At 37.8% G+C, this 23,350-nt stretch carries 19 protein-coding genes and 1 tRNA gene; 8 read left to right on the top strand and 12 right to left on the bottom strand.

Translation table 11 applies throughout. The features are described 5' to 3' along the window. Positions 1 to 597 precede the first annotated feature (597 nt). The 5 genes from KTJ10_RS05150 to efp all read right to left on the bottom strand — a co-directional run bounded on the left by KTJ10_RS05150 (position 598) and on the right by efp (position 5,646). Entirely contained in the window at positions 598 to 2,004 is a 1,407-nt protein-coding gene (locus tag KTJ10_RS05150) for a molybdenum cofactor biosysnthesis protein MoeA (protein ID WP_262441491.1), read from the bottom strand. A gap of 260 nt (positions 2,005 to 2,264) precedes the next feature. Beyond that, positions 2,265 to 2,341: transfer RNA gene (locus KTJ10_RS05145), tRNA-Val, on the bottom strand. 167 nt (positions 2,342 to 2,508) lie between these two features. Next, positions 2,509 to 2,814 (bottom strand): YbdD/YjiX family protein, encoded by a 306-nt coding sequence (locus KTJ10_RS05140; RefSeq protein WP_002118393.1) that lies wholly within the window; start codon positions 2,812 to 2,814, stop codon positions 2,509 to 2,511. Further along, positions 2,814 to 4,910 (bottom strand): carbon starvation CstA family protein, encoded by a 2,097-nt coding sequence (locus tag KTJ10_RS05135; protein WP_262441490.1) that lies wholly within the window; start codon positions 4,908 to 4,910, stop codon positions 2,814 to 2,816. Before KTJ10_RS05135 ends, KTJ10_RS05140 begins: the two co-directional genes overlap by 1 nt. A 166-nt stretch (positions 4,911 to 5,076) precedes the next feature. Then, the gene (efp, locus tag KTJ10_RS05130) at positions 5,077 to 5,646 is read right to left on the bottom strand and encodes an elongation factor P (protein WP_002118666.1); all 570 of its coding nucleotides are present in this window, start codon (positions 5,644 to 5,646) and stop codon (positions 5,077 to 5,079) included. Between the two features lie 73 nt (positions 5,647 to 5,719). On the opposite strand from efp, the gene epmB reads away from it, so the two are divergent. From epmB to KTJ10_RS05115, 3 genes are read left to right on the top strand one after another with little or no spacing between them, the layout of a single operon-like run. Continuing rightward, positions 5,720 to 6,736 (top strand): EF-P beta-lysylation protein EpmB, encoded by a 1,017-nt coding sequence (gene epmB / locus KTJ10_RS05125; protein ID WP_086265393.1) that lies wholly within the window; start codon positions 5,720 to 5,722, stop codon positions 6,734 to 6,736. 15 nt (positions 6,737 to 6,751) lie between these two features. Continuing rightward, on the top strand, positions 6,752 to 8,497 hold the full coding sequence (locus tag KTJ10_RS05120; RefSeq protein ID WP_262441489.1) for a GTPase: 1,746 nt from the start codon (positions 6,752 to 6,754) through the stop codon (positions 8,495 to 8,497). Next, positions 8,494 to 10,605 carry an EAL domain-containing protein gene (locus KTJ10_RS05115; RefSeq protein ID WP_262441488.1) on the top strand — a complete coding sequence of 704 codons (2,112 nt, stop codon included), beginning with the start codon at positions 8,494 to 8,496 and terminating at the stop codon, positions 10,603 to 10,605. The genes KTJ10_RS05120 and KTJ10_RS05115 overlap by 4 nt, the downstream gene beginning before the upstream one ends. Positions 10,606 to 10,668: 63 nt before the next feature. Here KTJ10_RS05115 and rpmE read toward each other — a convergent pair whose 3' ends face one another. The 4 genes from rpmE to KTJ10_RS05095 form a co-directional block, all read right to left on the bottom strand. Further along, positions 10,669 to 10,893, bottom strand: coding sequence for a 50S ribosomal protein L31 (rpmE, locus tag KTJ10_RS05110; RefSeq protein WP_001200845.1), 225 nt, complete (start codon positions 10,891 to 10,893; stop codon positions 10,669 to 10,671). Positions 10,894 to 11,089: 196 nt separating this feature from the next. Continuing rightward, on the bottom strand, positions 11,090 to 12,061 hold the full coding sequence (locus KTJ10_RS05105; protein WP_005803805.1) for a bile acid:sodium symporter family protein: 972 nt from the start codon (positions 12,059 to 12,061) through the stop codon (positions 11,090 to 11,092). A gap of 133 nt (positions 12,062 to 12,194) precedes the next feature. Next, on the bottom strand, positions 12,195 to 12,596 hold the full coding sequence (gloA, locus tag KTJ10_RS05100; protein ID WP_262441485.1) for a lactoylglutathione lyase: 402 nt from the start codon (positions 12,594 to 12,596) through the stop codon (positions 12,195 to 12,197). Between the two features lie 22 nt (positions 12,597 to 12,618). Then, positions 12,619 to 14,793 carry an AmpG family muropeptide MFS transporter gene (locus tag KTJ10_RS05095; protein WP_262441484.1) on the bottom strand — a complete coding sequence of 725 codons (2,175 nt, stop codon included), beginning with the start codon at positions 14,791 to 14,793 and terminating at the stop codon, positions 12,619 to 12,621. Between the two features lie 165 nt (positions 14,794 to 14,958). On the opposite strand from KTJ10_RS05095, the gene KTJ10_RS05090 reads away from it, so the two are divergent. Then, positions 14,959 to 17,577: a Lon protease family protein gene (locus KTJ10_RS05090; RefSeq protein WP_005067989.1), complete on the top strand. Its 2,619-nt coding sequence runs from the start codon at positions 14,959 to 14,961 to the stop codon at positions 17,575 to 17,577. A 52-nt stretch (positions 17,578 to 17,629) separates the two neighbouring features. On the opposite strand, the gene KTJ10_RS05085 is transcribed toward KTJ10_RS05090, so the two are convergent. The 3 genes from KTJ10_RS05085 to surE form a co-directional block, all read right to left on the bottom strand. Beyond that, positions 17,630 to 18,559 carry a LysR family transcriptional regulator gene (locus KTJ10_RS05085; RefSeq protein WP_086265397.1) on the bottom strand — a complete coding sequence of 310 codons (930 nt, stop codon included), beginning with the start codon at positions 18,557 to 18,559 and terminating at the stop codon, positions 17,630 to 17,632. Positions 18,560 to 18,661: 102 nt separating this feature from the next. Further along, positions 18,662 to 19,489, bottom strand: a complete 828-nt coding sequence (locus KTJ10_RS05080) for a peptidoglycan DD-metalloendopeptidase family protein (protein WP_068563302.1) — start codon at positions 19,487 to 19,489, stop codon at positions 18,662 to 18,664. A 111-nt stretch (positions 19,490 to 19,600) separates the two neighbouring features. Further along, entirely contained in the window at positions 19,601 to 20,371 is a 771-nt protein-coding gene (gene surE, locus KTJ10_RS05075; RefSeq protein ID WP_068563301.1) for a 5'/3'-nucleotidase SurE, read from the bottom strand. A 101-nt stretch (positions 20,372 to 20,472) separates the two neighbouring features. On the opposite strand from surE, the gene KTJ10_RS05070 reads away from it, so the two are divergent. The 4 genes from KTJ10_RS05070 to KTJ10_RS05055 all read left to right on the top strand — a co-directional run bounded on the left by KTJ10_RS05070 (position 20,473) and on the right by KTJ10_RS05055 (position 23,336). Beyond that, positions 20,473 to 20,844 (top strand): MCR_0457 family protein, encoded by a 372-nt coding sequence (locus KTJ10_RS05070; RefSeq protein WP_086265400.1) that lies wholly within the window; start codon positions 20,473 to 20,475, stop codon positions 20,842 to 20,844. Between the two features lie 152 nt (positions 20,845 to 20,996). Continuing rightward, positions 20,997 to 21,419, top strand: coding sequence for an MCR_0457 family protein (locus tag KTJ10_RS05065; protein WP_016806044.1), 423 nt, complete (start codon positions 20,997 to 20,999; stop codon positions 21,417 to 21,419). Between the two features lie 126 nt (positions 21,420 to 21,545). Next, positions 21,546 to 22,694 carry a D-alanyl-D-alanine carboxypeptidase PBP5/6 gene (gene dacC / locus KTJ10_RS05060; protein WP_130173467.1) on the top strand — a complete coding sequence of 383 codons (1,149 nt, stop codon included), beginning with the start codon at positions 21,546 to 21,548 and terminating at the stop codon, positions 22,692 to 22,694. A 90-nt stretch (positions 22,695 to 22,784) separates the two neighbouring features. Continuing rightward, positions 22,785 to 23,336: a gamma carbonic anhydrase family protein gene (locus KTJ10_RS05055; protein ID WP_014207309.1), complete on the top strand. Its 552-nt coding sequence runs from the start codon at positions 22,785 to 22,787 to the stop codon at positions 23,334 to 23,336. Positions 23,337 to 23,350: the final 14 nt, after the last annotated feature.

Below are 23,350 nucleotides of genomic sequence, written 5' to 3'. Positions count from 1 at the left end.
AGTTTTATAGTTAATGCAAGTTTTTTGAGCCGTAATGACTTAAAGCCTGAAAACCCTAAAGGGCATCAAGCTGCTTTAAATTTTTAAGTTGTGTCGTTATAGCTTTTGGCAGTCGCTGCCAAGAAATTATGAATGTGCAAAGCCAACTCCTTTTTATTGGGAGTTCTGCCAGACATTTATAGAATTATGGTGGCAGAACGGAAGAAGGTTGACAGACTAGTAATAACTCAAACTAGCACACCCGAGGGTGTCCCTCTCCCGTCCTACCGCTACGGGAAAGGAACGAGTAGCTACCACACAAGACTATTCCTCAGAAGGAATGATTCTGATGCGGGAGTTATTTTGCAGCCTGTCAAAGCCGGCTGGCAATGTGGCCAGCAGGCAAAGAATAGTGCCCTGCTCTTTAGCAGTCAAGCACACAAAATGACATTTGTTTTAAATTAGATCATTAAAAAGTAAGGATAAATAATGAGATAGTTATTTTTTAAGAGAGGTTTATAAAGGTGGGGGTTTTGGCGGCTATAACTTTATAGGCTGTAACCTTTTAAAAAGTTTAAAGGTTACACCACCCAATTAAGTTATAAATAGAAATTAGACTTAACCTATTTTCATAAAATATAAATCAGTGCCTTTTGCAATTGTCTGCTCTTGAAAAGGTACTATCACAATACAATTCGCTTTAACAAATGGCTCTATCTGATATGACTGTTGTTGCTCAATAATTTCTAATACATATTCCCCATTTTCTTGAGCCTTATAACACCCCCATAACAACTTTCTATTTGTCACATCAGGAACAATTTCTATGTCAGTTTTACCTTTAAAGTAAGCATGATCAAAAAAGTCTGAGATGTGTTTATTCAAAATATATTTCACAAAAGCATGCATTAGAATCGCAATATCTTGGATGTCACCCGGTAAATTAATAATAGTCGCTTTGTCTTCTGTAACAACTACACGCATACCTTTATGATTACCGCTTTCATCATATATCTGCACAGTCTCACGACTAGGTGGAGTCCTATCATGTCCTTTAAGAATTTTAATTTCATTAGCTGGCATACAACGTGTATTCATGGCCGATGACATGCTGCTTTGATCAAAGATTGGAAGTTTTTCAAGCTGGAATAAAGAAGAACGATTATTTTTATATGTGCAGCAAAGAATGACATCAAAGTTTGAGGTTTGTTCTTCAAAGAACTTTATATAATCGTCCCTGCTCGTCGTTAATGAGTCATCTAAAGCTGGGTCATTATCTTTTTTAAGATTATTAAATGCCGCATCAAAACGTTCAGGTTTGAGTGATTTGATTTCTACCTGTTCGTAGCCCCATGTTTTCAAGACATCTTTAACATAAAGACTTTCCTCACTCATTTCTTCTTGATCAAAAGAATGCATACTTACAATGAGAATTCTGGGATTTTTATATATAGATAATTCTTTGATTCCCGCTCGTCTTAAAACAATTAATTTTTCAGGAGTCAGTTTCTCATCTTTTTTTAGAATCACATCGCCTTGTTTAAATATACTGCCCTTTGGGATAACACCATGCATGGCAGGAATAGAACCAGTAATCTTTTTAGCATCGGTATCAGAAAGATCTAATCTTTCATCTTGTTCAGCAATCACTGAGTCTAAAGACTCTGGTAATTTTGTATAGGCAGGAATTTCTAACAAACTTGGAGCTTTTAGATCTAATTTATACGGATTAATAGATCTATAAAGCTGTTGTCCCCAATAATACCAATGAGTAATTAATAAAGGGCTATCTTTACTTGCAGATTGAGTTGTTTCTGAGTTAAGAGCCCAACCCGCATATTCAGATAAATTATGCAGAGGATAATCCTGTGAAGCATATACATCACTTGCGTTAACTTGATTTATTGCTTTATCCAGCTCTACAGTTTCTTTTAAATCACCTTTAGGCAAATTTATATTGATATGATAAAAAATGTCCGTTAAATGATTTGGTAAGTTATCTGGTATTGGAAGTTTTTTTTGCATAAATATAGATCCTAGAAGTACCTCAAATAGAAGGCTCTTCGCTAGTTTTAATTATTAATAAAGAATTTATCGTTATCTAAAATATTCGGTATTAAATAAAGCTCCAAACTGCTTCAGCCTTTTATGAAATGAAATTGCTCTTTTAGGCGAATATAGAAACTGAAATTAATTTATAAAACCAATAAAAAAGCCCTAAACCATTATAATTTAGGGCTTTTTCAGTCATATAAAGCTATTCGAGTTTATATGAATTTAAATCTTGGTAGGTATATCCAGACTCGAACTGGAGACCTCTACGATGTCAACGTAGCGCTCTAACCAACTGAGCTATACACCTAGAATGGAAAGCATAATATTCATTTTTCAAAAGCAAAACAAGTGATTTGCCATCGAAAAAAATACAAATGAGCAGACTTTAAGCAAACTCTTTTTCATTTCCAAAAAAAGAAAAACGGTACATGGTTTAACCACATACCGTTTCTTTAGCTAACTATTAATCTCAACTTAACAAGGGCATTTCTTTAAATTACCACCTGCCGATGGATATCTCGAATCAACACAATGACGGTAGAAAGTCTTTGCATCCATTGGAGTTAAATCAGGATGATGAGCTTTCATGTGCTCCAGATAAGTTTGATAGTCTGGAACCCCAACCATGAGTCGAAAGCTTTGCTGCAAACGCTGCCACAAAGTTGCAATGCGCGACCAGTTCTTTGGAGAAAGTAATAGCTCTTTTTGCGAAAGCACTGTCATTTTGATGATTTTCGCAATAATGACAGTTCCATTTTTTGCAAATTTAAAATTCATCATTACTCTCCTCGTGGGGTGACCACTTTCGGATCAGCATATACAGCTGGTGCTTCATGAGCAGTTGGTATCGGGCTTGCTAACGCACGGCGCACAATACCAATCGCAGCAATTACCATCACAATCGCAACAATCATGAAGAAGCCACAAAGTGCAGCGTTGATTTGATTCGACATCACAATCGTCTGCATTTCTTCAAGTGTTTTTGCTGGTTTAAGAATTTCACCGCGCGCAATCGCATCTGAAAATCTATTCGCTTGTGCTAAGAAACCAATCTTTGGATTTTCGTGGAAAATCTTTTGCCAACCCGCAGTCATACAGGTAATGAACAAGAAAATTGTTGGGAAAATCGTTACCCATACATATTTTTCTTTTTTCATTTTAAACAGAATAACTGTACCCAAAATGAGTGCCATTGAAGCCAACATCTGGTTACCCACACCAAATAAAGGCCAGAGTGAATTGACACCACCTAACGGATCAATCACACCTTGATAGACGAAGAAGCCCCATCCACCTACCGCAACAGCAGTACCTAGCAAATTACCAAAGAATGAGCTTGAAGATTTAACCGCAGGAATAACAATACCCACAGTGTCTTGCACCATGAAACGACAAGCACGAGTACCCGCATCGACAGCAGTTAAAATGAATAATGCTTCGAATAAAATCGCAAAATGGTACCAGAACGCCATCATTTGGCGGCTGTTAAAAATTTCCGAAATGATATGTGCCATACCAATCGCAAAGGTAGGCGCACCACCTGTACGTGAAAGAATCGAGCTTTCACCTACTTCCTGAGCCAACACGGTTAGCATTTCAGGCGTAACTACAAAGCCTAAATTACGTACAGCTTCTGCAGCAGATTCTACAGTTGTACCCAGTACAGCCGCTGGTGCATTAATTGCAAAGTACACACCCGGATCTAAGACAGTTGCACAGATCATCGCCATAATACCGACGAAAGATTCCATGAGCATGCCGCCGTAGCCAATCACACGAATGTCAGCTTCGTTATCAACGAGTTTTGGTGTTGTACCACTTGATACAAGCGCATGGAAACCAGAAATGGCACCACAGGCAATAGTAATAAATAGGAATGGAAATAAGCTACCAGAGAATACTGGACCAGTACCATCAATAAAATGAGTCACTGCTGGCATTTTCAATTCAGGTAATGCAATCACAATACCAACGGCCAAGCCAAGAATGACACCAATTTTAAGGAATGTTGATAGATAATCACGTGGTGCTAATAATAACCAGACTGGTAAAACTGATGCGATAAATCCATAAATGATTAAGCACCATGTGAGCTGTGTTCCTGTTAAAGTGAAAAACTCACCCCAGTATGGATCTGCTGCAACCTGTCCACCGTAAACAATGGCAAGCATCATTAAAACGAAGCCGATAATAGAAACTTCGGCAATACGTCCCGGGCGAATAAAACGCATGTAAACGCCCATAAACAATGCAATTGGAATCGTCGCTGCAATACTGAAAACACCCCATGGACTATGGGCAAGTGCTTTCACCACAACTAATGCCAGTACCGCAAGGATAATAATCATTACCCCAAGCGCACCAAGCATGACCACAATACCGGCAAAAGAACCGAGTTCTTGTTTTGCCATTTCACCAAGTGAGCGACCGTCTCGACGTGTTGAAATAAATAAAACTAAAAAGTCTTGTACCGCACCCGCCAAAACCACACCGACCAATAACCAGATCGTTCCTGGTAAAAAGCCCATTTGCGCGGCCAAAATCGGTCCGACTAATGGCCCCGCTCCTGCAATTGCAGCAAAGTGGTGACCGAAAAGCACATATTTATTGGTGGGAACATAATCCAGACCATCGGCCAAGCGATGTGCCGGGGTTAAACGTCTTGGGTTTAATTCAAATACTTTAGTTGCAATAAATAGACTATAAAATCGATATGCGATGCTATATACACATGCTGCAGCAAGTACAAGCCAAACCGCATTGACATGTTCACCGCGACTGAGTGCCAGCATCCCAAAAGAAATTGCACCGATTATTGCCACTAGGCTCCAGACCAGCTTGGAGGGAAGCGTAGATTTCGCTTGCATTGTGTCCATTCTTAACCTCTCAATAAATAACTACAGCATTTTTATATTGTTATGTACTGTTCTCTACCAAATCCTTGTGACTGTACTCCTCCTTTAATTTTTTTCCTCTTATACTTTCGCATAAAAAAAGGGATGATTTACATCATCCCTTCGATAATAGTTTATTTTTTAACTATTATGCACGCTCTAAATAATCGCCAGTACGAGTATCTACACGAACGCTTTCTTCTTGCTGAACAAATAACGGAACACGAACAACCGCACCTGTTTCAAGCTTAGCTGGTTTACCGCCACCGCCAGATGTATCACCACGTACGCCCGGATCAGTTTCAACAATTTTCAATACAACGAAGTTCGGTGGGCTTACTGTTAAAGGTACGCCGTTGAACAACATAATTGTACATTTTTCATTTGAATCGTCTTTTAACCATTTAGCAGCATCGCCCATTGCGATTTTGTCTGCCGCGATTTGCTCAAAAGATACAGGATCCATGAAGTTCCACATTTCACCATCGTTGTATAGGTATTCCATTTCAACTTCAACGATGTCAGCTGCTTCTAAAGAGTCACCTGATTTGAAAGTTTTTTCTAATACTTTACCGGTTTTAAGGTTACGTAATTTTACACGGTTGAACGCTTGACCTTTACCTGGTTTTACATATTCGTTTTCCATGATTGAACATGGGTTACCATCAAGCATAACCTTAAGGCCTGCTTTGAAATCATTTGTAGAATAATAGGCCATGAAAGGCACACTCCAAACTTAACAAGTCAACTATGCGATATAATGCGTTGTTGCATTATCTTAATCGTGTCAAATGATAAACTATTTATACCAAGAGCAAAACTGGCAATCACAACTGAGTGACCTTATTACTGATCCTTCAGAGTTGCTAAGCCTACTCGAGTTATCCTCAGAACAGCTATTATCGGGTGCGATTCTGGCTTCTGAAAAGTTTAAATTGCGTGTTCCTCGTGCGTTCGTCGGAAAAATGAACGCTAAAAACCCGCTTGACCCGCTTTTGCTACAAGTATTACCTCATCATTTAGAACTCGAAGAACATCCTGAGTTTGTCACTGACCCATTAGGTGAAGAAGCAGCAAATCAATTACCGGGTGTATTACATAAATATAAATCGCGCTTTTTACTTACTTTAACGGGTGCATGTGCAGTACATTGCCGTTATTGCTTCCGTCGTCATTTCCCCTATCAAGAAAATTTGCCAAAGAATGAAGATTGGCTAAATATTAAAAATTATATCGAAGCAAACCCAAACATTAACGAGGTTATTTTGAGTGGTGGTGACCCGCTTACACTTTCTAACCGTAAATTAGCACTTTGGTTAGAACGCCTATCATCTCTCAAACAAATTCAGATTCTGAGAATTCATTCACGAGTCCCAATTGTTATTCCTAACCGTATCGACCAAGAGCTGATTTCTTTATTAAAAAACAGTAGGCTGCGTATAGTTCTGGTGGTACACTCAAATCATGCTTCTGAACTCGATGACTTTACTTGTTCAAAATTGTTGCAGTTATCTGACCACCACATTACTGTACTTAATCAGGCAGTATTGCTTAAAGGCGTCAATGATTCTGCACAGACCTTAGTTGATTTAAGTTATCGTTTATTTGAAGCTCGCGTTATGCCTTATTACTTACATGTTTTAGATAAAGTAAAAGGTGCACAACATTTTGATTTAGAATCATCTGAGATAGATGAGATCTATCGCGATGTGTTAGCGAACCTACCGGGGTATTTGGTTCCTAAACTCGTCAGGGAAATTGCGGGCGAAAAGAATAAAACACCGCTTTTTGGGGCTACAACATTTTGAGTTATATAATAAGTGATGATGAATAATGCACTATCGGACATTTTTCACAATCAAACCGAACTCACTCGTGAACGGTTAAGCTTTTGTGAAGCCAATATTAAAGATCTTAATGAATGGGTCACTACCCTTTCTATTATGCAACTCGGCGATACGTCAAAAGCATTATTCACGGCTATTTTAGAACTCAATGAATTAAAGTGTAGTGAGACTTTACGTTTCGATCTTATACAAACGCTTCACCCAACCATTAATAATGTACTCGCCAGCCTTGAGAAAAACTTTTTTAATCAGGGTGTTATTAGCACAGATCGTAATGAGCACATTATTGAATTAGCGATGTTGCTCCGCTGTTATTTTGCCAGTATTTATTTAAATATTGCGCAAAATAGTCATGAGCAACTACAGCATCAAAAGTTTTCACTCTTTGCCTATAAGCAAAAAAAGAATTTGCAAACGGCGCGTACTTTAGCCACTTTTCATGCCCTACAACAATTAACCAGTCTCTTATATCAGCAGCATATGCTCTATAGTGAGCCTCTTAAAGGGCAATGGTTAATTGCGCATCAGCTGTATGAAACCGCAGTTCAACATAAATATAATCTCATCAATATTAACCATATTCAGGGCATACAACACCCTTTAGCAAATATTACACAAGCTTATGCTCAGTTGATTTTGCTTGATATTTTAAATACGAACCAGATTCGTCAGTCAGAAATTCAGGCATTATTTCAATGTAGTTTCGACTGGGCAAGAATGATTCATATTTTGCCGAAAGATACCGCGTTAACGAAATATGTAGTCGACCCAAATAAAGACCATCCACCTGTTTATAATACAAAGCGTAGCTCAAACTTTAACCCTAGCATCTTCATAGGCACACAAGCTTTACTTGAGCATGTCACTGCAACGATGCATAAAAATGCTCAATATATTTCTAAGAATGAGAAGTTTTATTTAAGCCCAGCTTTAAAGTTTCATGTTCAAACGATTTTAGGAACCACGGCTCAACGTCGTCATGAACGTTATGAGTACAATGCAGAGCTCCAAATTTGTTTTGGTTTAAGCACTGCCCATTTCTATCTATCGAAAGCAAAAAACTTCGAAGAAACGCTACAGCTTAACCATAACTATAATTTACAAAGCGAAGCTAAAGTTTTATCCAACTTAGAGAAAAAAGAACAACAAACAAGCTCTTATCAACACTTGAGTCGTGAAAGTAAAACCATTTATCAAACCACCGTTCTCGATATTAGTGTCAATGGGTATCGTATTAAATGGTCTGGCGAAGCACCGAAAAACTTAAGAACCGGCGAATACATTTTAGTTAAAGAAACTTTGCATGGACAATGGCGCGGCGGCGTGATTCGCTGGATTAAACAATCGACAGAAAAGTCCCTAGAGTTAGGTTTAGAAATTTTGTCGCAAGCCATGTTCCCTTGTTCAGTGCATATTCAAGCTGAGCGCCATACTCGCAATTATCATCCCGCACTATTACTACAAACACAAAATCTAGAAGAAATACAAAATACGCTTATTTTACCGGGCTCTCAAATTTTTAGAGAGCAACAAACAATTCATTTACGATTGGGGACAGAAGAAATCAAAGTGTATCTACTCAAAGCACAACTCATTACGCAAAGTTTTATTCAATTTCATTTCGAACTTTTGAATGAGCAGCAACAAGGTCTGCTTGATCAGTTCATGATGAAAAAGGGTAATAACTCTAGCACTCAAGATTTATGGGAAGCACTAAAGTGAGAAACTCTTTATTATCTAAAAAGTTAAAACGTACTGAAACACGTTTACTCATTATTGATGACAACCAGCTACGTTATAACCAGATTTTAAATTTATTATTGGGGAATGATTATCAAGTTCAGGCGTTATTACTTGATGATTTAAAAAGTTTTGAAAAACAGTTAAATACGCCGTGGGATGCTATTATTTTTGGTCGTGCTTATGACCTAAAAATTGAACAAACTCTCTCCCTCATTCAAGCATCTGAGCAGCCAAATTTACCTGTTTTATTATTACAACCTGAAGATTATCAACCTCAGCAATATCAGGCTTATATTCAAAAAGGTATTTATGATGTAGTTCCATTAGAACCATTAGATTATTTTTATATCACTCTTATTCGGACCTTGTCGTATAGCCACTTATTACAGACTGAACAACGCCTGACCAATGAACTGGAAACCATCCACTCTCATACACAAACATTGGTCAACAACAGTCATAAAGCAGTTGCCCTTTTTCAAGAAGGCATGCATGTCAAGGCAAACACAGAATATCTCAACCTTTTTGGTTTTAAACAAGAAGAAGAGATTATTGGTCTACCGATATTAGATGTTTTACAACCCAATGATTTAAATGTTTTTAAACAAAGATTTAAGAAAATTTCATTAGGCCAATTTGATCAGGCACGTTTTGAAATTCTGAGTCAGCATACAGCAATTGCAGGTAACAATGCTTTAAAACTGGAGTTTATTCCTAGTCAGAAAGAAGATGCCGTGCAGTTGACGATTGACTATCAACTGGATTTGAAAACGCCTGCAAATACACTTTTTTCCGAAAAAAGTTATGGTGTAAATACACCGTGGCAACAAATTAATCGACAACTATCGTCCTACCCTACTCAAGCCAACGCATTAATTTTATTTCGATTAAATCAATGCCCAGAACGAGTATTCCAACAAGATTGGCAAACACCTGCACAATATTTCAATCAGCTAATAAGTTTCTTAAAAGAACATGCGCAAATGCCGATTTTCAATCTTGAACTTGGTGCATATGTTGGAATTTTACAAGCTGAAAACAGCACAGTTCTTAACGCCCAACTGGCTAGTCTGCAAAGTTTGCAAAAAGAGCATTTATTGAAGATTAATGAGCTTAACTACTCGATCCAATTTAAGCTAAGTTATGCACCAATAACTGAATCTTTAAATGAAGATAGCTTTGCAAAGCTACTCAATCAAACAAGTCAGCAAGAGCTACCTAAAGCGAAGTCAGAAATTGAGTTAGGATCAACCATCGATATTATTGCTCCTGAGCCTGTCAAATCTTCTATATCGCTTGATTTAAGCCTTGAACAAGTTGATGCTCCTTTGCCGTCCTCTTTATTACAGCAATTAAAGCAGCGGCTAGCTCGAAGTGAAATTCATTTAAAATATCAGCAGATCTACGATAAACACGATCAAGAAACTCATAACTATGAGGTGACTAGCGGTTTTATTAGCGATGATCAATGGTATGACATAAATGACTTAGCTGAATTAAGAGAAGACAGTGAACTTTCTATTCAATTAGATCGCTGGATTTTGGTTGAGGCTTGTAAGCAACTACATAACTTTATTACTCAGTACCCTAAAGCTAAACTGATTATTAACCTGAATATTGATATCTTGCTCAAAGATAAATCACTTCCTGAATTGATTTCAAAACTACTTACCATTATTGGTAGTAAGCTTGAAAGCCCATTGGTTTTACAATTTTCAGAACAAGCTGTTCAGCCTCATCTTGCAACTGTCCAGCAACACATAGCTCGTTTGCGTCAACACGGCGCAGAAATTTCGATTCGGGATTTCAGCTCTTCTACTTATAGTGAATCAATATTGCAGCAACTTGATGTTCAATATTTAAAACTACAGTCGAAGGAAACAGAGCTATTAAAATCAGATGAGGGACTAGCACGATTACAAGAAAAGGTTTTGAACTATTTGACCGTAAAACCTGTAGGAATTTTACTGAGTGATCTAGATGATATGAACCTATTTGCAAACGCTTGGAATGTAGAAACGCGTTTCTTGCAAGGGCGCTATTTCCAGAAAAAACTTGATCGATTAACAGACGTACAAGACCAATAATTGTCTTGTACTGAAAAACAAAAAAACGGGCATAAAGCCCGTTTTTTGTTTCGTGTTGCAGTATTAACGCTTGATAGAGCGAGACATACCAGCAAAACGTTGTTTGAATTTGTCGATACGACCACCAGTGTCTACATTCTTTTGCTTACCAGTGTAGAATGGGTGGCAAGCTGAACATACGTCAAGGTAGATAGTTTCTTTACCTAAAGCAGAACGAGTTTCGATTACGTTACCGCAAGAACAAGTTGCAACTAATTTTTCATATTTTGGGTGAATATCGGCGCGCATCGTCGATTACTCCTAATTGGAAGAAAGGCTTAAGCTGTCATCGCAATTGATCACTCTCAACTAAGTTGAGGACAGGCTCAAAATGAGCAGATCAACACCACAACAGACCATTCTTTTGGCCCACCGAAACCTCTAGGGTTAGAGCTAAGCACAACAAGTGGGCAACATTATACGTCAAATAATTTTCTTTTGCGAATTAATCTTTCGATTTAGCCCAGTAATTTGCAATCACCCCACACACCATTAATTGGATTTGGTGAAAGATCATAATAGGCAATACGATCATGCCTAAAGGCTGACCAATAAATAAGATTTGTGCCATCGGAACACCACTTGCCAACGTTTTTTTAGAGCTACAAAAGAAAACCGTGACTTGATCTGCTCGGTTAAAACCTAAAGCACGCGGTAGGTAAAGTGCTAATAGCATAATGACCGTTAAAAGTACTGAACACGCAATTGTTAGAATGAGTAAAGTTTTCCAACTCACTTGGTGCCAAAGTCCTGCAACCACTGCTCCACTAAATGCGCCATACACCACCATCAAAATTGAGCCTTGATCGAATGCTTTAACAATACTCGGAACTTTTGCCATATAAGGGAAAATATAAGGACGTAATAACTGACCTAAAATAAATGGCACTAACAGTAATAATGTAATTTGTATAATTGAAGTCGTCGGGTCAAATCCATGTTGGCTTTGGCCTAAAATAAAGAAGCTCACCAATACTGGTGTAATAAACATACCAATCAAGTTTGAAAAAGATGCACTACACACGGCTCCCGCCACGTTCCCTTTTGCCACTGATGTAAATGCAATAGAGGATTGAACTGTAGAGGGTAAAAAGCACATAAATAAAAAACCCCAGTACAGCTGTTGGCCTAATAGAGGCAACAAAATCGGCTTAGCCAACAGACCAATTACAGGGAAAATAAAGAAAGTAAATGCGAAGACCAATAAATGCATTTTCCAATGCAAAATACCTTCAATCACAGCCTCACGTGATAGTTTCGCACCATGTAAAAAGAATAAAATTGCAATTGCGACTGTGGTCAGTGTATTGAAATATTGAGCTGCTTGACCACTGACTGGAAAAAATGTTGCTAGTAGTACCATTCCAACTAACAAAACTGTAAATCGATCAAGAGCCAATAACTTCAGCATAGCCATATCCTATGATTATTCTAGATAAATAAAAAACCCAGTTGATAAATTGACCATTTGGTCAAGCGTTCATCATACTGGGCTAAAAAAATAAAGCTAGGCTTTTAAGAACTAATTCTTAAAGCATCATAGTCAATTTTTAGTTATTTTTCGCATTAGCATCTTGTTGAATCAATTCGATTTTATAACCATCTGGATCTTCAACAAATGCGATAACGGTTACACCACCTATCATTGGTCCCGCTTCACGCACAACTTTGCCACCACGTGCTTTAATTTCTTCACACGCTTTATAGGCATCATCAACACCAATGGCAATGTGACCATAAGCATTACCCAAATCATAACTTGAAGTATCCCAGTTATGTGTAAGCTCAAGCACGGTATTGGTTTCTTCATCACCATAACCAACAAATGCCAGTGTAAAGCGCCCTTCTTCATAATCACGCTTACGAAGTAACTTCATCCCTAATACTTCGGTATAGAACTTTAAAGATTGTTCTAAATTGCCTACTCGCAACATTGTATGAAGCATTCGCATATATTTATCTCCTAGGAAACTTTCATTTTGATGATTGATTAGCCAACAACTTACCTACCCAAATCACGAGTAATAAAATTGGTAATCCCATCAAAAATGTAGCCGTAAAAAAGCCTGAATAACCGATATGATTCACTATTGTACCTGAGTAACCACCAATCGTTTTTGGTAACAACAGCATTAGCGAGCTAAAAATAGCATATTGCATGGCAGTAAATGACACACTAGTTAAACTAGAAAGAAATGCAATAAAAACTGCCCCAGCTAATCCAGAGGCTAAGTTATCAAATATGATGCCCATTACTAACCAAACTTTGCTATAAGGAACAACTACTTTTCCTTTCAATTCGATATCAACATTTTTATCAATCGGAATCGCTGGAATATCGGATAAACTCATACGATAACGAGGTTGATTCTCTTCTAGTTGCTTTTGATAAGAATGGTTTAAAGTTAAAGTATGTATTTGCTTATTGGCTTCATAATTTGCTTCTACTTGTATTGAATTAAGTTTAGCAAGATCATTTCCAGGAATAATAACATTCCAGTCACTACCTTTAATCTTACCTTCTATTTTATTTTTTGAATTCAATAAAATACTAACTGATTTTAGCTCACCATTTTTAGGTAGATTCAATAAACTACCATGAAGAATTACATCTTTTTTCAGTTCATCTTTATATAAAAGATTATCTCCACCAATTGCTTGAACATAAATATCTGGTTGTGATTCTGAGTTAAATAATTTTAATGGAAGGTTTATCTTTAAAGGTTCAGCATAGCCTACAGGCTGAGAATTAATTGAGACTTCATTCTGAGCTGACGTCAATGTATTACTCGGGAATTTTAGTGACCAATTTCCCACTTCATCAGGGCTTGTAGTATAAGTGTGATCCCCTATATGAACTTGAACATTTTGCATAGTAGCGCCAGATTTAACTAATCCAACAAAAATCAAGTTGGTAGTGCTTGCTAAAATTGCTCCTAACAACATCATTTTCATTACATTATAGCGTTGCGCTAACATTCCTCCGAGAAAACCACCCAATATGACAAAGAAGATTGCAAAAAACTTATTAAACCAAGCAATTTCCTCTTTATCAAAATTTAAGTCTAAATAGAATAAATTAGCCATTACACCAGCAACGACATCTGAAATACGATAAAAACCTATTAGCAATAAAATTGCTAAAGCAACTTTTAATCCATATCGCTTAAAAAAATCTAGTAAAGGTGACAACCATGTTTCTACAACAATTTTCTTATTAATTAGACCAAACTTAATTAACCCAAAAATTACAATAACCGCAATTAATATACTAATTAAAAATTTAATGACTAAAAGTAGAAAGTTTAAAAAAGCATCTTCGATAGAAAACGAATCAAAAATTAAACCAATTTGGTAAAAGCTAATCCCAAAAACGATGGTTGAAATAACAAAAACCGAGAATAACTGAAAATAGTCTTTAGCTTGATAGTGATGTTGAATACGTTTAACTTCAGGCTCATGAATAAATAATGTTGTAATTATTCCTATACCCATGAGGCCTGCCATTAATAAATATGTAGTTCGCCAAGCTTCATATATATAATTACCAACAGCCGTACCCAGTGAAGCTGCAAATAATAACGCACCTAATTGTGTAATGATTGTAGCAGTACGATATCCAGCATTATACGTTGAAGCTAAAACAGTTTGCACATTAGGATCTTCAGTTAATTCAATACGATAAGCATCAACAATAATATCTTGCGTAGCTGACGAGAAGCCAAGGAAAATAGCAGCTGCTGCCATAATGGTCAGATTTGAAAATGAGCCAAAATCAGAAGTATTCGGTAAGGGATTTGTAAATGCCATTAAGCAAATTGCACAGATAACCAAAATTTGTGCAACTAATAGCCAACTACGTCTTAACCCCATTTTTCTTGTTAAATAAGGAAGTGGTAATTTATCTATCAATGGTGCCCAAATAAACTTGAACGAATAAGCCAAAGCTGCCCAAGAGAACATCGTGATAGTACTTCTGTTAATTCCAGCCTCAGTCAACCAAAATGATAAAGTTGAAAAAATTAGAAATATGGGAATTCCTGATGAAAAGCCTAAAAACAACATAATAATTGCTCGGCGATCCAAGAAGGCCATAAAGGAACTTTTCCACCCTTTTGATTCAGCACTCATTCGTTTTTTATTTTCCATAAATTATAAATGTGCCTATTCAAACCCTTCTTACAATTGCTTTCAAGATTCTTTATGCAATCAATTTTGTTTTGGCGATAAAAACGGCAAGTTTGCTTGATATTTTGTGCTAAACCTGTATACCTTTAAGCTTCAACCTTCGTTTTCTTTTGCTGGATATCAACAGTGACACAAAAACTTGATCAAGTGACCATCTCAACTTTATCACTCGCTAAAACAAACACCACAAACGTCACAATAAATGCATTTCCTTCAGCTTTTGAGCAACCTGATATAAAAATGACTTTGGATAAAACAGCCTTAAAACCCGAACAACTAACACATATTCCAGATTTTGAAAAAATTCCAGCTTCTACAAAACGTATAAAACCGCTTAATAACTTTTTAGGGCAAGACCGTGCCAAAGCATCGGTAGAAGCAGGTATTTCTTTACCCTACTCTGGCTATAACATTTTTGCAGTAGGAACAGCAGGCTTGGGTAAACGCACCATGATTAAGCGTTTACTCCAACAACATGCGAAAACAATGCCTACTCCAGATGACTGGGTATATGTCTATAATTTTAAGCAGGCACGCCAACCACTTGCTTTACGCTTCCCTGCTGGACAAGGAACTAAGTTTCAACATGCCCTTCATCAAACTTGGCAAATTATTTTAAAACAACTTGAACGCCGTTTTAGTGCCGAGACCTATCATAACCGAATTGAGCGTATCCGTGAGGAAACTGGAGATGAGCAGCAACAAGCGCTTGTCGAATTAACCAAAGAAGGCGAAGAGCTCGACTTAAAACTCATCTCCCGCAATGAAAAGCATGGCTTTGTACCTGTGCAAGTAAAAGATGATCAGGTGCAAGAACTGACTCAAACAGAAATTGATGCTTTAAATACTAAGCAACGTGCTGAAATTGCAGCGAATGTTCGCTACATGGATAAAAAGCTCGAGCGTCTTGGTTTGCATTTAGGTGATTTAGAAGATGACGCACGTGACAAAGTCTCTGTGTTAAATCGAGACATCGCGACTCAAGTGGTTAAGCCACGCATGGATTTGATTTTAAATAAATATGGTCAAGTCAAAGGCCTTGAAGATTATTTAAAACAATATGCTCAAGATGTAATTGATAATGTTGAACTCATTTTAGAGCAAGAAGAAGATGACTTTGCTCCGGCAATGTTCAATCGTGTGCCAGCACGTTATCAGGCTAATGTAATTGTCTCAAACAAACCAAACAGTGGTGCACCGGTTATTTTTGAAGATTTCCCAACGCACTACAACTTGCTTGGTCATGTTGAACAACTTACTCACAACGGCACAATTACCACAGATTTCACTCTCATTCGTCCAGGTGCCCTACATCAAGCGAATGGTGGCTTTTTAATGCTTGAGGCCGAGCAATTACTCGAACAGCCTTATGCATGGCAAGGTTTAAAGCGCGCCTTAAAATCAGGCCAACTCAAGCTTTCTTCTCTTGAACATATGCTGACGTTAACAGGCTCTATCTCGATTGAACCTGCTGCTGTTCCGCTTGATATTAAAGTGGTTCTTATGGCAGAACCTGAAATTTATTATGAAATTTTAGAAGTAGAACCAGAGCTTGGTAGTGTCTTTAAAATTCGTGCAGATTTTACCGATACATTACAACGTAATGACGAAAATGAACAAGCCTACATGCAGCTAATTGCTGATTATGTACAAGCGGATAAATTACTTCCGTTTGATCGCAGTGCTTTAGCAGCTTTACTTACCGACTCAAGTCGTCAGGCAGAAGACCAAAGCTCACTGTCGTTACATGCTTCAACTTTGGGCGACCTCATTCGCGAAGCACATCACCATGCATTTAAAGCCAATGAAAAGCTTGTAACCGACCAGCACATTAACTTGGCACTACAACACAGACAGTATCGCTTAGGCTATTTAAGAGAGCTTTACTGGCAAGATTTATCGCGTGGAACTCAGTTAATCGAAACTTCCGGTCATCGTTTAGGTCAAATTAATGCCCTCTCTGTTATTCACTATGCAGATGTTGAGTTTGGTTTACCTTCACGTTTGACTGCATCAGTCTATCAAGGTGGCGGCGATATTCTTGATATTGAACGTAGTGTAGAGCTTGGTGGTTCACTACATGCCAAAGGCGTATTACTTATGTCGAGCTTCTTAAAAGCTCACTTTGGTCGTGAACAGATTTTACATTTCTCTGCTGCGCTTGCATTTGAACAAAGTTATGGGCAAGTAGATGGCGACAGTGCAACAGTTGCCGAGCTTTCTGCATTAATTTCTGCAATTAGCCAGATACCAATTGATCAATCATGGGCAATTACAGGTTCTATGAATCAGTTAGGCCAAGTTCAACCAATTGGTGGTGTAAATGCAAAAATTGAAGGCTTCTATGATGCTTGTAAATTACAAGGTTTAACTGGTAAACAAGGTGTCATTATTCCTCGTCAAAACATGCAGCATTTGATGTTACGCCAAGATGTAATTGATGCAGTACAAAGTGGTCAATTCCATATCCATGCGATTGATACCATTGATCAAGCGCTTGAGATTTTAATGGCCCGCCCTGTCGGTACACTCGACAAAAAAGGTAAGTACAGTAAACACTCTATTTATGCTGCTGTAATGGAGCAACTCGAATATTGGCAAGCCATTGAAGATGGCGCAGAAATTGAAGAGGAGCCAAAGAAGAAAAAGAAAAATAAGAAAAAAATTAAGAAGCATGAAGAGCTTACGGCGGAAGATCTGCCGCAAGAAAGTGTAGAAGAAGTTGCAACCTTAAAACAGAAATAATAAAAAAAGGGCCTGTCAAATACAGGCCCTTTTTACTTTTAGAGTGGCAAAATTAGCGAACGATTTGGATCGCTCGTCCTCCTGCTAATTGACTAAAATATTGTTTAAGTGCTTCAACACAGCGCTGAATTTTCATTGGTTGTTGATCATGTTTGGCAACTTCTGCATACAAAGTAAATGTTGGTAATTTCCAATCTGGCATGAGTTCAATCAAAGAACCATTTTTTAACTCTTTTTGAGCATCTAAATATAGAATTCGTGCAATACCATGCCCTTGCTGACATAACGCCTTTGCAACTTGTAAATTATTGCTCTGCAAACGGCTCTGCATTTCAACATTAAGTGTTTCACCTGTTTTTACATGGTGAAAATGGAAATGATGTGCGTCATTCATGACATTGATCGACAATAACTCATGATCTCTTAAATCATTAGGATGCACAATTGGACTAGACTGATTTAGATAACTTGGAGAAGCTACTAAAATTTGATCTACAAAAGCCATTGGAATGACAGAGCTACTCTCTTCTACTGGAGTAGAGCTCATACGTACTGCAATATCTATTCGCTCTTCAATCAAATCGATATAACGATGTCCAACCTCAAAATGCACAGATAAACCGCGATGAGCTGACATCCAGTGAGATAATGCAGGAATAATGTGCTGAACTGCTAAATCAGGAGTTGTTGCTATACGCAAATCCCCAATTAAGTCATCCCTCAACTCATTAATTCTGATTTTTCCCCTTTCAGCCGCCGCCAACATCTCTTGACAGCTTGAAAAAAAAGCCTGTCCGGCTTCTGTCAAACTAAGTTTACGAGTGGAGCGATGTAATAGAATTACATCCATTTCATGCTCGAGGGAGCGAATCTGCTGGCTCACAGCACTTGTTGTAATTCCTAATTCACGTGCCGCACCACTGAATGAACTTTTTTCAACCACACAAGCAAAAACACCCATCGCACGAAGCTGATCTAACATAGGTTTCCTCAAATCTAATTCTAAATTTATAAAAAAATGCTTATTGTTGTAATGAAAGCAACCAATTATATTATACGAGGAAACCTAAGTTTTATGCATTAGCTATTTTGGTAAAAGATTTACAGGATTAATTGGTTTGCCATCCAAACGGATCTGGAACTCAAGCATAACCTGAGAAGCCCCTGTAGAGCCCATTTCGGCAATTTTTTGTCCAGCAGTTACATTGTCACCACTTTTCACCAACATCTTGCTATTGTGGGCATAGGCACTGATATAACCGTCAATATGCTTAATTAAAACCAAATTGCCGTATTCTTTTAAGCCATCTGCCGCGTAAACAACTTGACCATCTGCTGCAGCATAAATAGGGTCACCCTGATTTCCACCATAACGGATTCCTTTGACATTATTTGCCAAATTAAACCCTTGAATCACTGGCCCATTGTTCGGTTTTATCCAGCGTAAACTAGAATTTGGTGCAACTGAAGTCACTGTCGTATTCGTTGACGGTGCGGTCGTTGTAGGCTGAGTTACTGGGGTAACAGGTTGTGTGGTTGGTAGAGCAATGGTTTGACGTTTGATTTGCTCAGGTTGAGTCATGACTTGCGTAGATACAGTTCTTGGTGAAGAACCTTTCTTCAAACGCAAAGACTGATTAACATAAATACGATATGGCGGAGCAATATCATTCATTTCGGCAATACTAATATAGTCGAGGCCATAACGCATTGCGATACCACTTAAAGTATCACCTGAACGAACTGTGTAATAGTTAGGAGCCATTGCATAGCGAGAACTATTATTAATTTGTGGTTTAGAAGCACACCCTGCCATAGCAACGGTAAAACCTACAGCCACAGACAACAACATAATTTTCATTATTTTGTCTTTTTGGATATGCACTCTGCTTTGTTGCCCAATTAAATGCATTGATCTCCCTCACTAAATGCTACAAATCATTTCGGCTAAGAGTACCAAAAAAGTAAGAGGAAACACGTTCCTCTTTTTCTTTATTCACAAAGTTATAACATTCGAGGCAAATTATTGGCTCAAACTGAGCTGCAAATCTTCTAAAACGGCGTAATTTGTTGCATCCATTTGAATAGGCGTAACACTTACATAACCGTTTGCAACGGCAAAGAAATCAGATTGAATCTGGCTAGAAACACGTTGCGGATCTGTAACCGCCTCACCGGCTAAGCCAATCCAATAAACTTGACGGCCTCGTGGATCGACATGACTAGTAATAGGCTTAGATTGAGCACGGCGCCCTTGATAAGTAATCTGTGCTCCTTTTAACTGCGGCACATCAGGAATATTGATATTAAAGATATGTCGTGGAGGCAAAGATGGTAATCCGCTTGCAATAAAATCATGTACCCACTGAGCAGCCTGAGCATAATCTTCTTTATTGTTATAAGCGCGCACATCAGGGCCAGCTAAAGATACGGCAATTGCAGGCTGTTTCATTAAGCGGCCTTCAAAAGCGGCCCCTACCGTTCCCGAATATAAAACGTCATCTCCCAAGTTTGCACCACTATTGATTCCACTCACGACCAAGTCAAACTCAAAATCAAACAAACCGTTCATGGATAAATAAACGCAATCTGCTGGCGTACCATTCACCGCCCAGACATCTTCGGCGATTTGAATTGGGCGTAATGGACGATCCAATGTTAATGCACTTGAAAAACCACTTCTTTCACTTTCTGGCGCAACTACAACTACTCGTCCAAGTGGTCTTAATGCTTCAGCTAAAGCTTGTATACCTGGCGCAAAAACACCGTCATCGTTCGCAATTAAAATATTCACAAAAATCTTTCTCTACAAATAAACCTAATGGTTTTCACAATTGAATTATTTGTTGAATTATATATATTTATGCCTCCATAGCATTATAAAATTGTGAAAAAATGAAAACTTTTGCTCCTTTTTTTCAGGTATTGGGGATCAGTATCACATTGTGTACGCAAGCGGTTTTTGCAGATGAGGACATCTCAACACAAGAGGCTGATAGCTTAATTAAAGATGACATTGCCGCAACACAAGTTTTGCAGGAAATCTGCCCAGCTTTCGTCGGAACAAATAAAAAACTTGAGTCAAATGCTCAAAAAATTATTGCGATGTATTTAAGCGGTTATTCAAATAAATCAATGACCTTAGCGACGCTACAAAACGATGATGAATTTAAAAATCTGTTAAATGAAGCACGTCTTGCCGCAAAACAAATGGACCATCATGAGCAACATGAGCTCTGCGAAGAGATCGTCAATTATAAGGAATAGATATTACTCTTTTAGGCTAGAGCTTTATTCACTGTTGGTTTCCTGCTTGGTATTAAGCAGAAAACCAACATAACAATACATTTTTTTCATTTTTTTAAACTCTAAATTGGTTAAGCTAACGACATATTTAAAAATTTTATTTCGGGTTATCGATGTTTATGAAGAAAAGCTTAGTTCAATCGCTCTCTTTGGTTTTACTTATGAGCATGGCAACAGTTGGTTTTGCTGCTGATAAGAAGAAAACAACTGAAAAGAAAACCGAAAATGAAAATGTTGTTGAAGTCACTCCACAACAAGGTACAACTCCTGAAGAATTAGCTGCAATTCAAGTACTTTCTGAAATTTGTCCAAGTTTGATTGGTAAAAAAGACGCTGATTTTGCTCAAGGCTATGAACGTTTAGTGAAAGACTACCTACCAAATGAAACTGATGCTGTTTCTGCATTAGAAAAACGTAGTAAAGACAAAGCTTTCAAGAAATACTTAAAAGAAGCACGTAGCGATGCGAAAGCTGCCGGTGATGAACAAAACACATTAGTTTGCCAAGACGTGAAAGCATATCAATCGCAAAACTAAATTAGTAAAAAACTCTTGAGTTACAATACTGTTTGAAAAAGCCGACTTCTCCCGTAGAAGTCGGCTTTGCTTTATCCTAAAATGCTAGGCTCTTCTGCTTCATACAAGATATTGGAATTACCTAGAATGACTCGAAAAAGCGCTATTGCTGCACTACTCCTCTTACCAAGTTTTTCTTATGCAGCAACTGTCTTATCAGCTCCGCCAGAATTAAATAATAAGTCTTATGTATTAATGGATTATGAGACAGGACAGATTCTCGCTTCTAAAAATGAAAACGAAAAGCTTGCACCTGCGTCTATGACAAAAATGATGACTAGTTACATCATTGAACAAAAATTATTAAAAGGTGAACTCACTGAAAATGAGCAGGTTCGTATGAACGAGTCTGCATGGTGTAAAGGAAGTAGTTCAGAATCATGTATGTATGTTCCTTTAAACGGTACAGCGACCGTTCTAGAAATGCTCCGCGGTATTATTATTCAGTCAGGTAATGATGCATCAAAAGCAATGGCTGAACATATTGCCGGAAATGAAGGCACGTTTGCTCACATGATGAATCAGGAAGCAAAACGTATCGGCATGGTAAATACCCAGTTTATTAACTCAACTGGTATGCCAGCTGAAGGTCACTATTCAACTGCAAAAGATATGGCTGTCTTAGCGCAACATATTATTAAAGACAGTTCAAAATACTATCCAATTTACTCTGAAAAAGAATTTACTTTTAATGGTATTAAACAAGGTAATCGTAATGCCTTGCTTTATACAGATCCAAGTGTAGATGGTTTAAAAACAGGCCATACAGATGAAGCAGGTTACTGCTTAACAACGTCAAGTAAACGCGGTCCAATGCGTTTAATTTCAGTGATTTTTGGTACTCCAAGCATGTCTGAACGTGCTGATCAAACACGTGCATTATTGGCTTGGGGCTTTGCAAACTTTGAAACTGCAAATGTTCAACCAGCCAATCAAGTTCTTGCAAAAGCAAAAGTTTGGTTTGGTAAAGAAGATGAAGTTCAAGTCGGTTTGGCTGAAAACTTTAGTGTGACTATGCCTAAAGGTAAAGCTGATGGCATTAAAACTCAGTTAGTAGTTCAACCTAACTTAAATGCACCACTTCAAAAGGGTCAAGTTGTGGGTAAACTTGTTGCTAGCCTAGATGGCAAAGTAATTGCTGAAAAGCCGTTAGTTGCATTAAAGCCAGTTGAAGAAGCAGGTTTCTTTGCTCGTTTAATCGACCATATCAAGCAATTCTTCAGCAACTTATTCTAATTTTAGAATAGTTGAATTAAGCACTCATGCTATTTAGCCTGAGTGCTTTTTTATTTTATAATTCGACTAAATTTTATTTTGATACTACTTATGGCAAAGAACATTCGTCCTTATCTTGAACACCACCCTCAAGTAGATACAACATGTTATATCGATGAAATGGCTGTTGTGGTTGGTGACGTTAGCTTAGCTGAAAATGTTTCTGTCTGGCCTTTTGCAGTCATCCGTGGTGACGTAAATAGTATTCAAATTGGCAAAAACAGTAACGTACAAGACCATTGTATGTTGCATGTAAGCCATAAAAATGATGCCAAACCGAATGGCTCACCTCTGATTATTGGTGAAGATGTAACGGTTGGACACCATGTGACTTTACATGGCTGTACCATTGGCAACCGTGTTTTAGTCGGAATCAACACCGTTATTCTAGATGACGTGATTATTGAAGATGATGTGATGATTGGTGCAGGAAGTTTAGTTCCGCCTCGCAAAGTCTTAAAAAGCGGTTATCTCTATGTAGGAAGCCCTGTACAACAAGTGCGACCATTGACTGAAAAAGAACTGGCGTTTCTTCCTTATTCAGCAAGACATTATGTAAAAGTGCAAAATAATCATAAAGCTGCACAAGCAAATCAGGATTAATTATCTATCTTGAT

Source organism: Acinetobacter sp. WU_MDCI_Abxc222 (assembly GCF_025514755.1).
Lineage (GTDB): Bacteria > Pseudomonadota > Gammaproteobacteria > Pseudomonadales > Moraxellaceae > Acinetobacter > Acinetobacter geminorum.
Note: the sequence above shows the minus strand (reverse complement) of the source record. Positions and strands in the feature narration are given on the sequence as shown.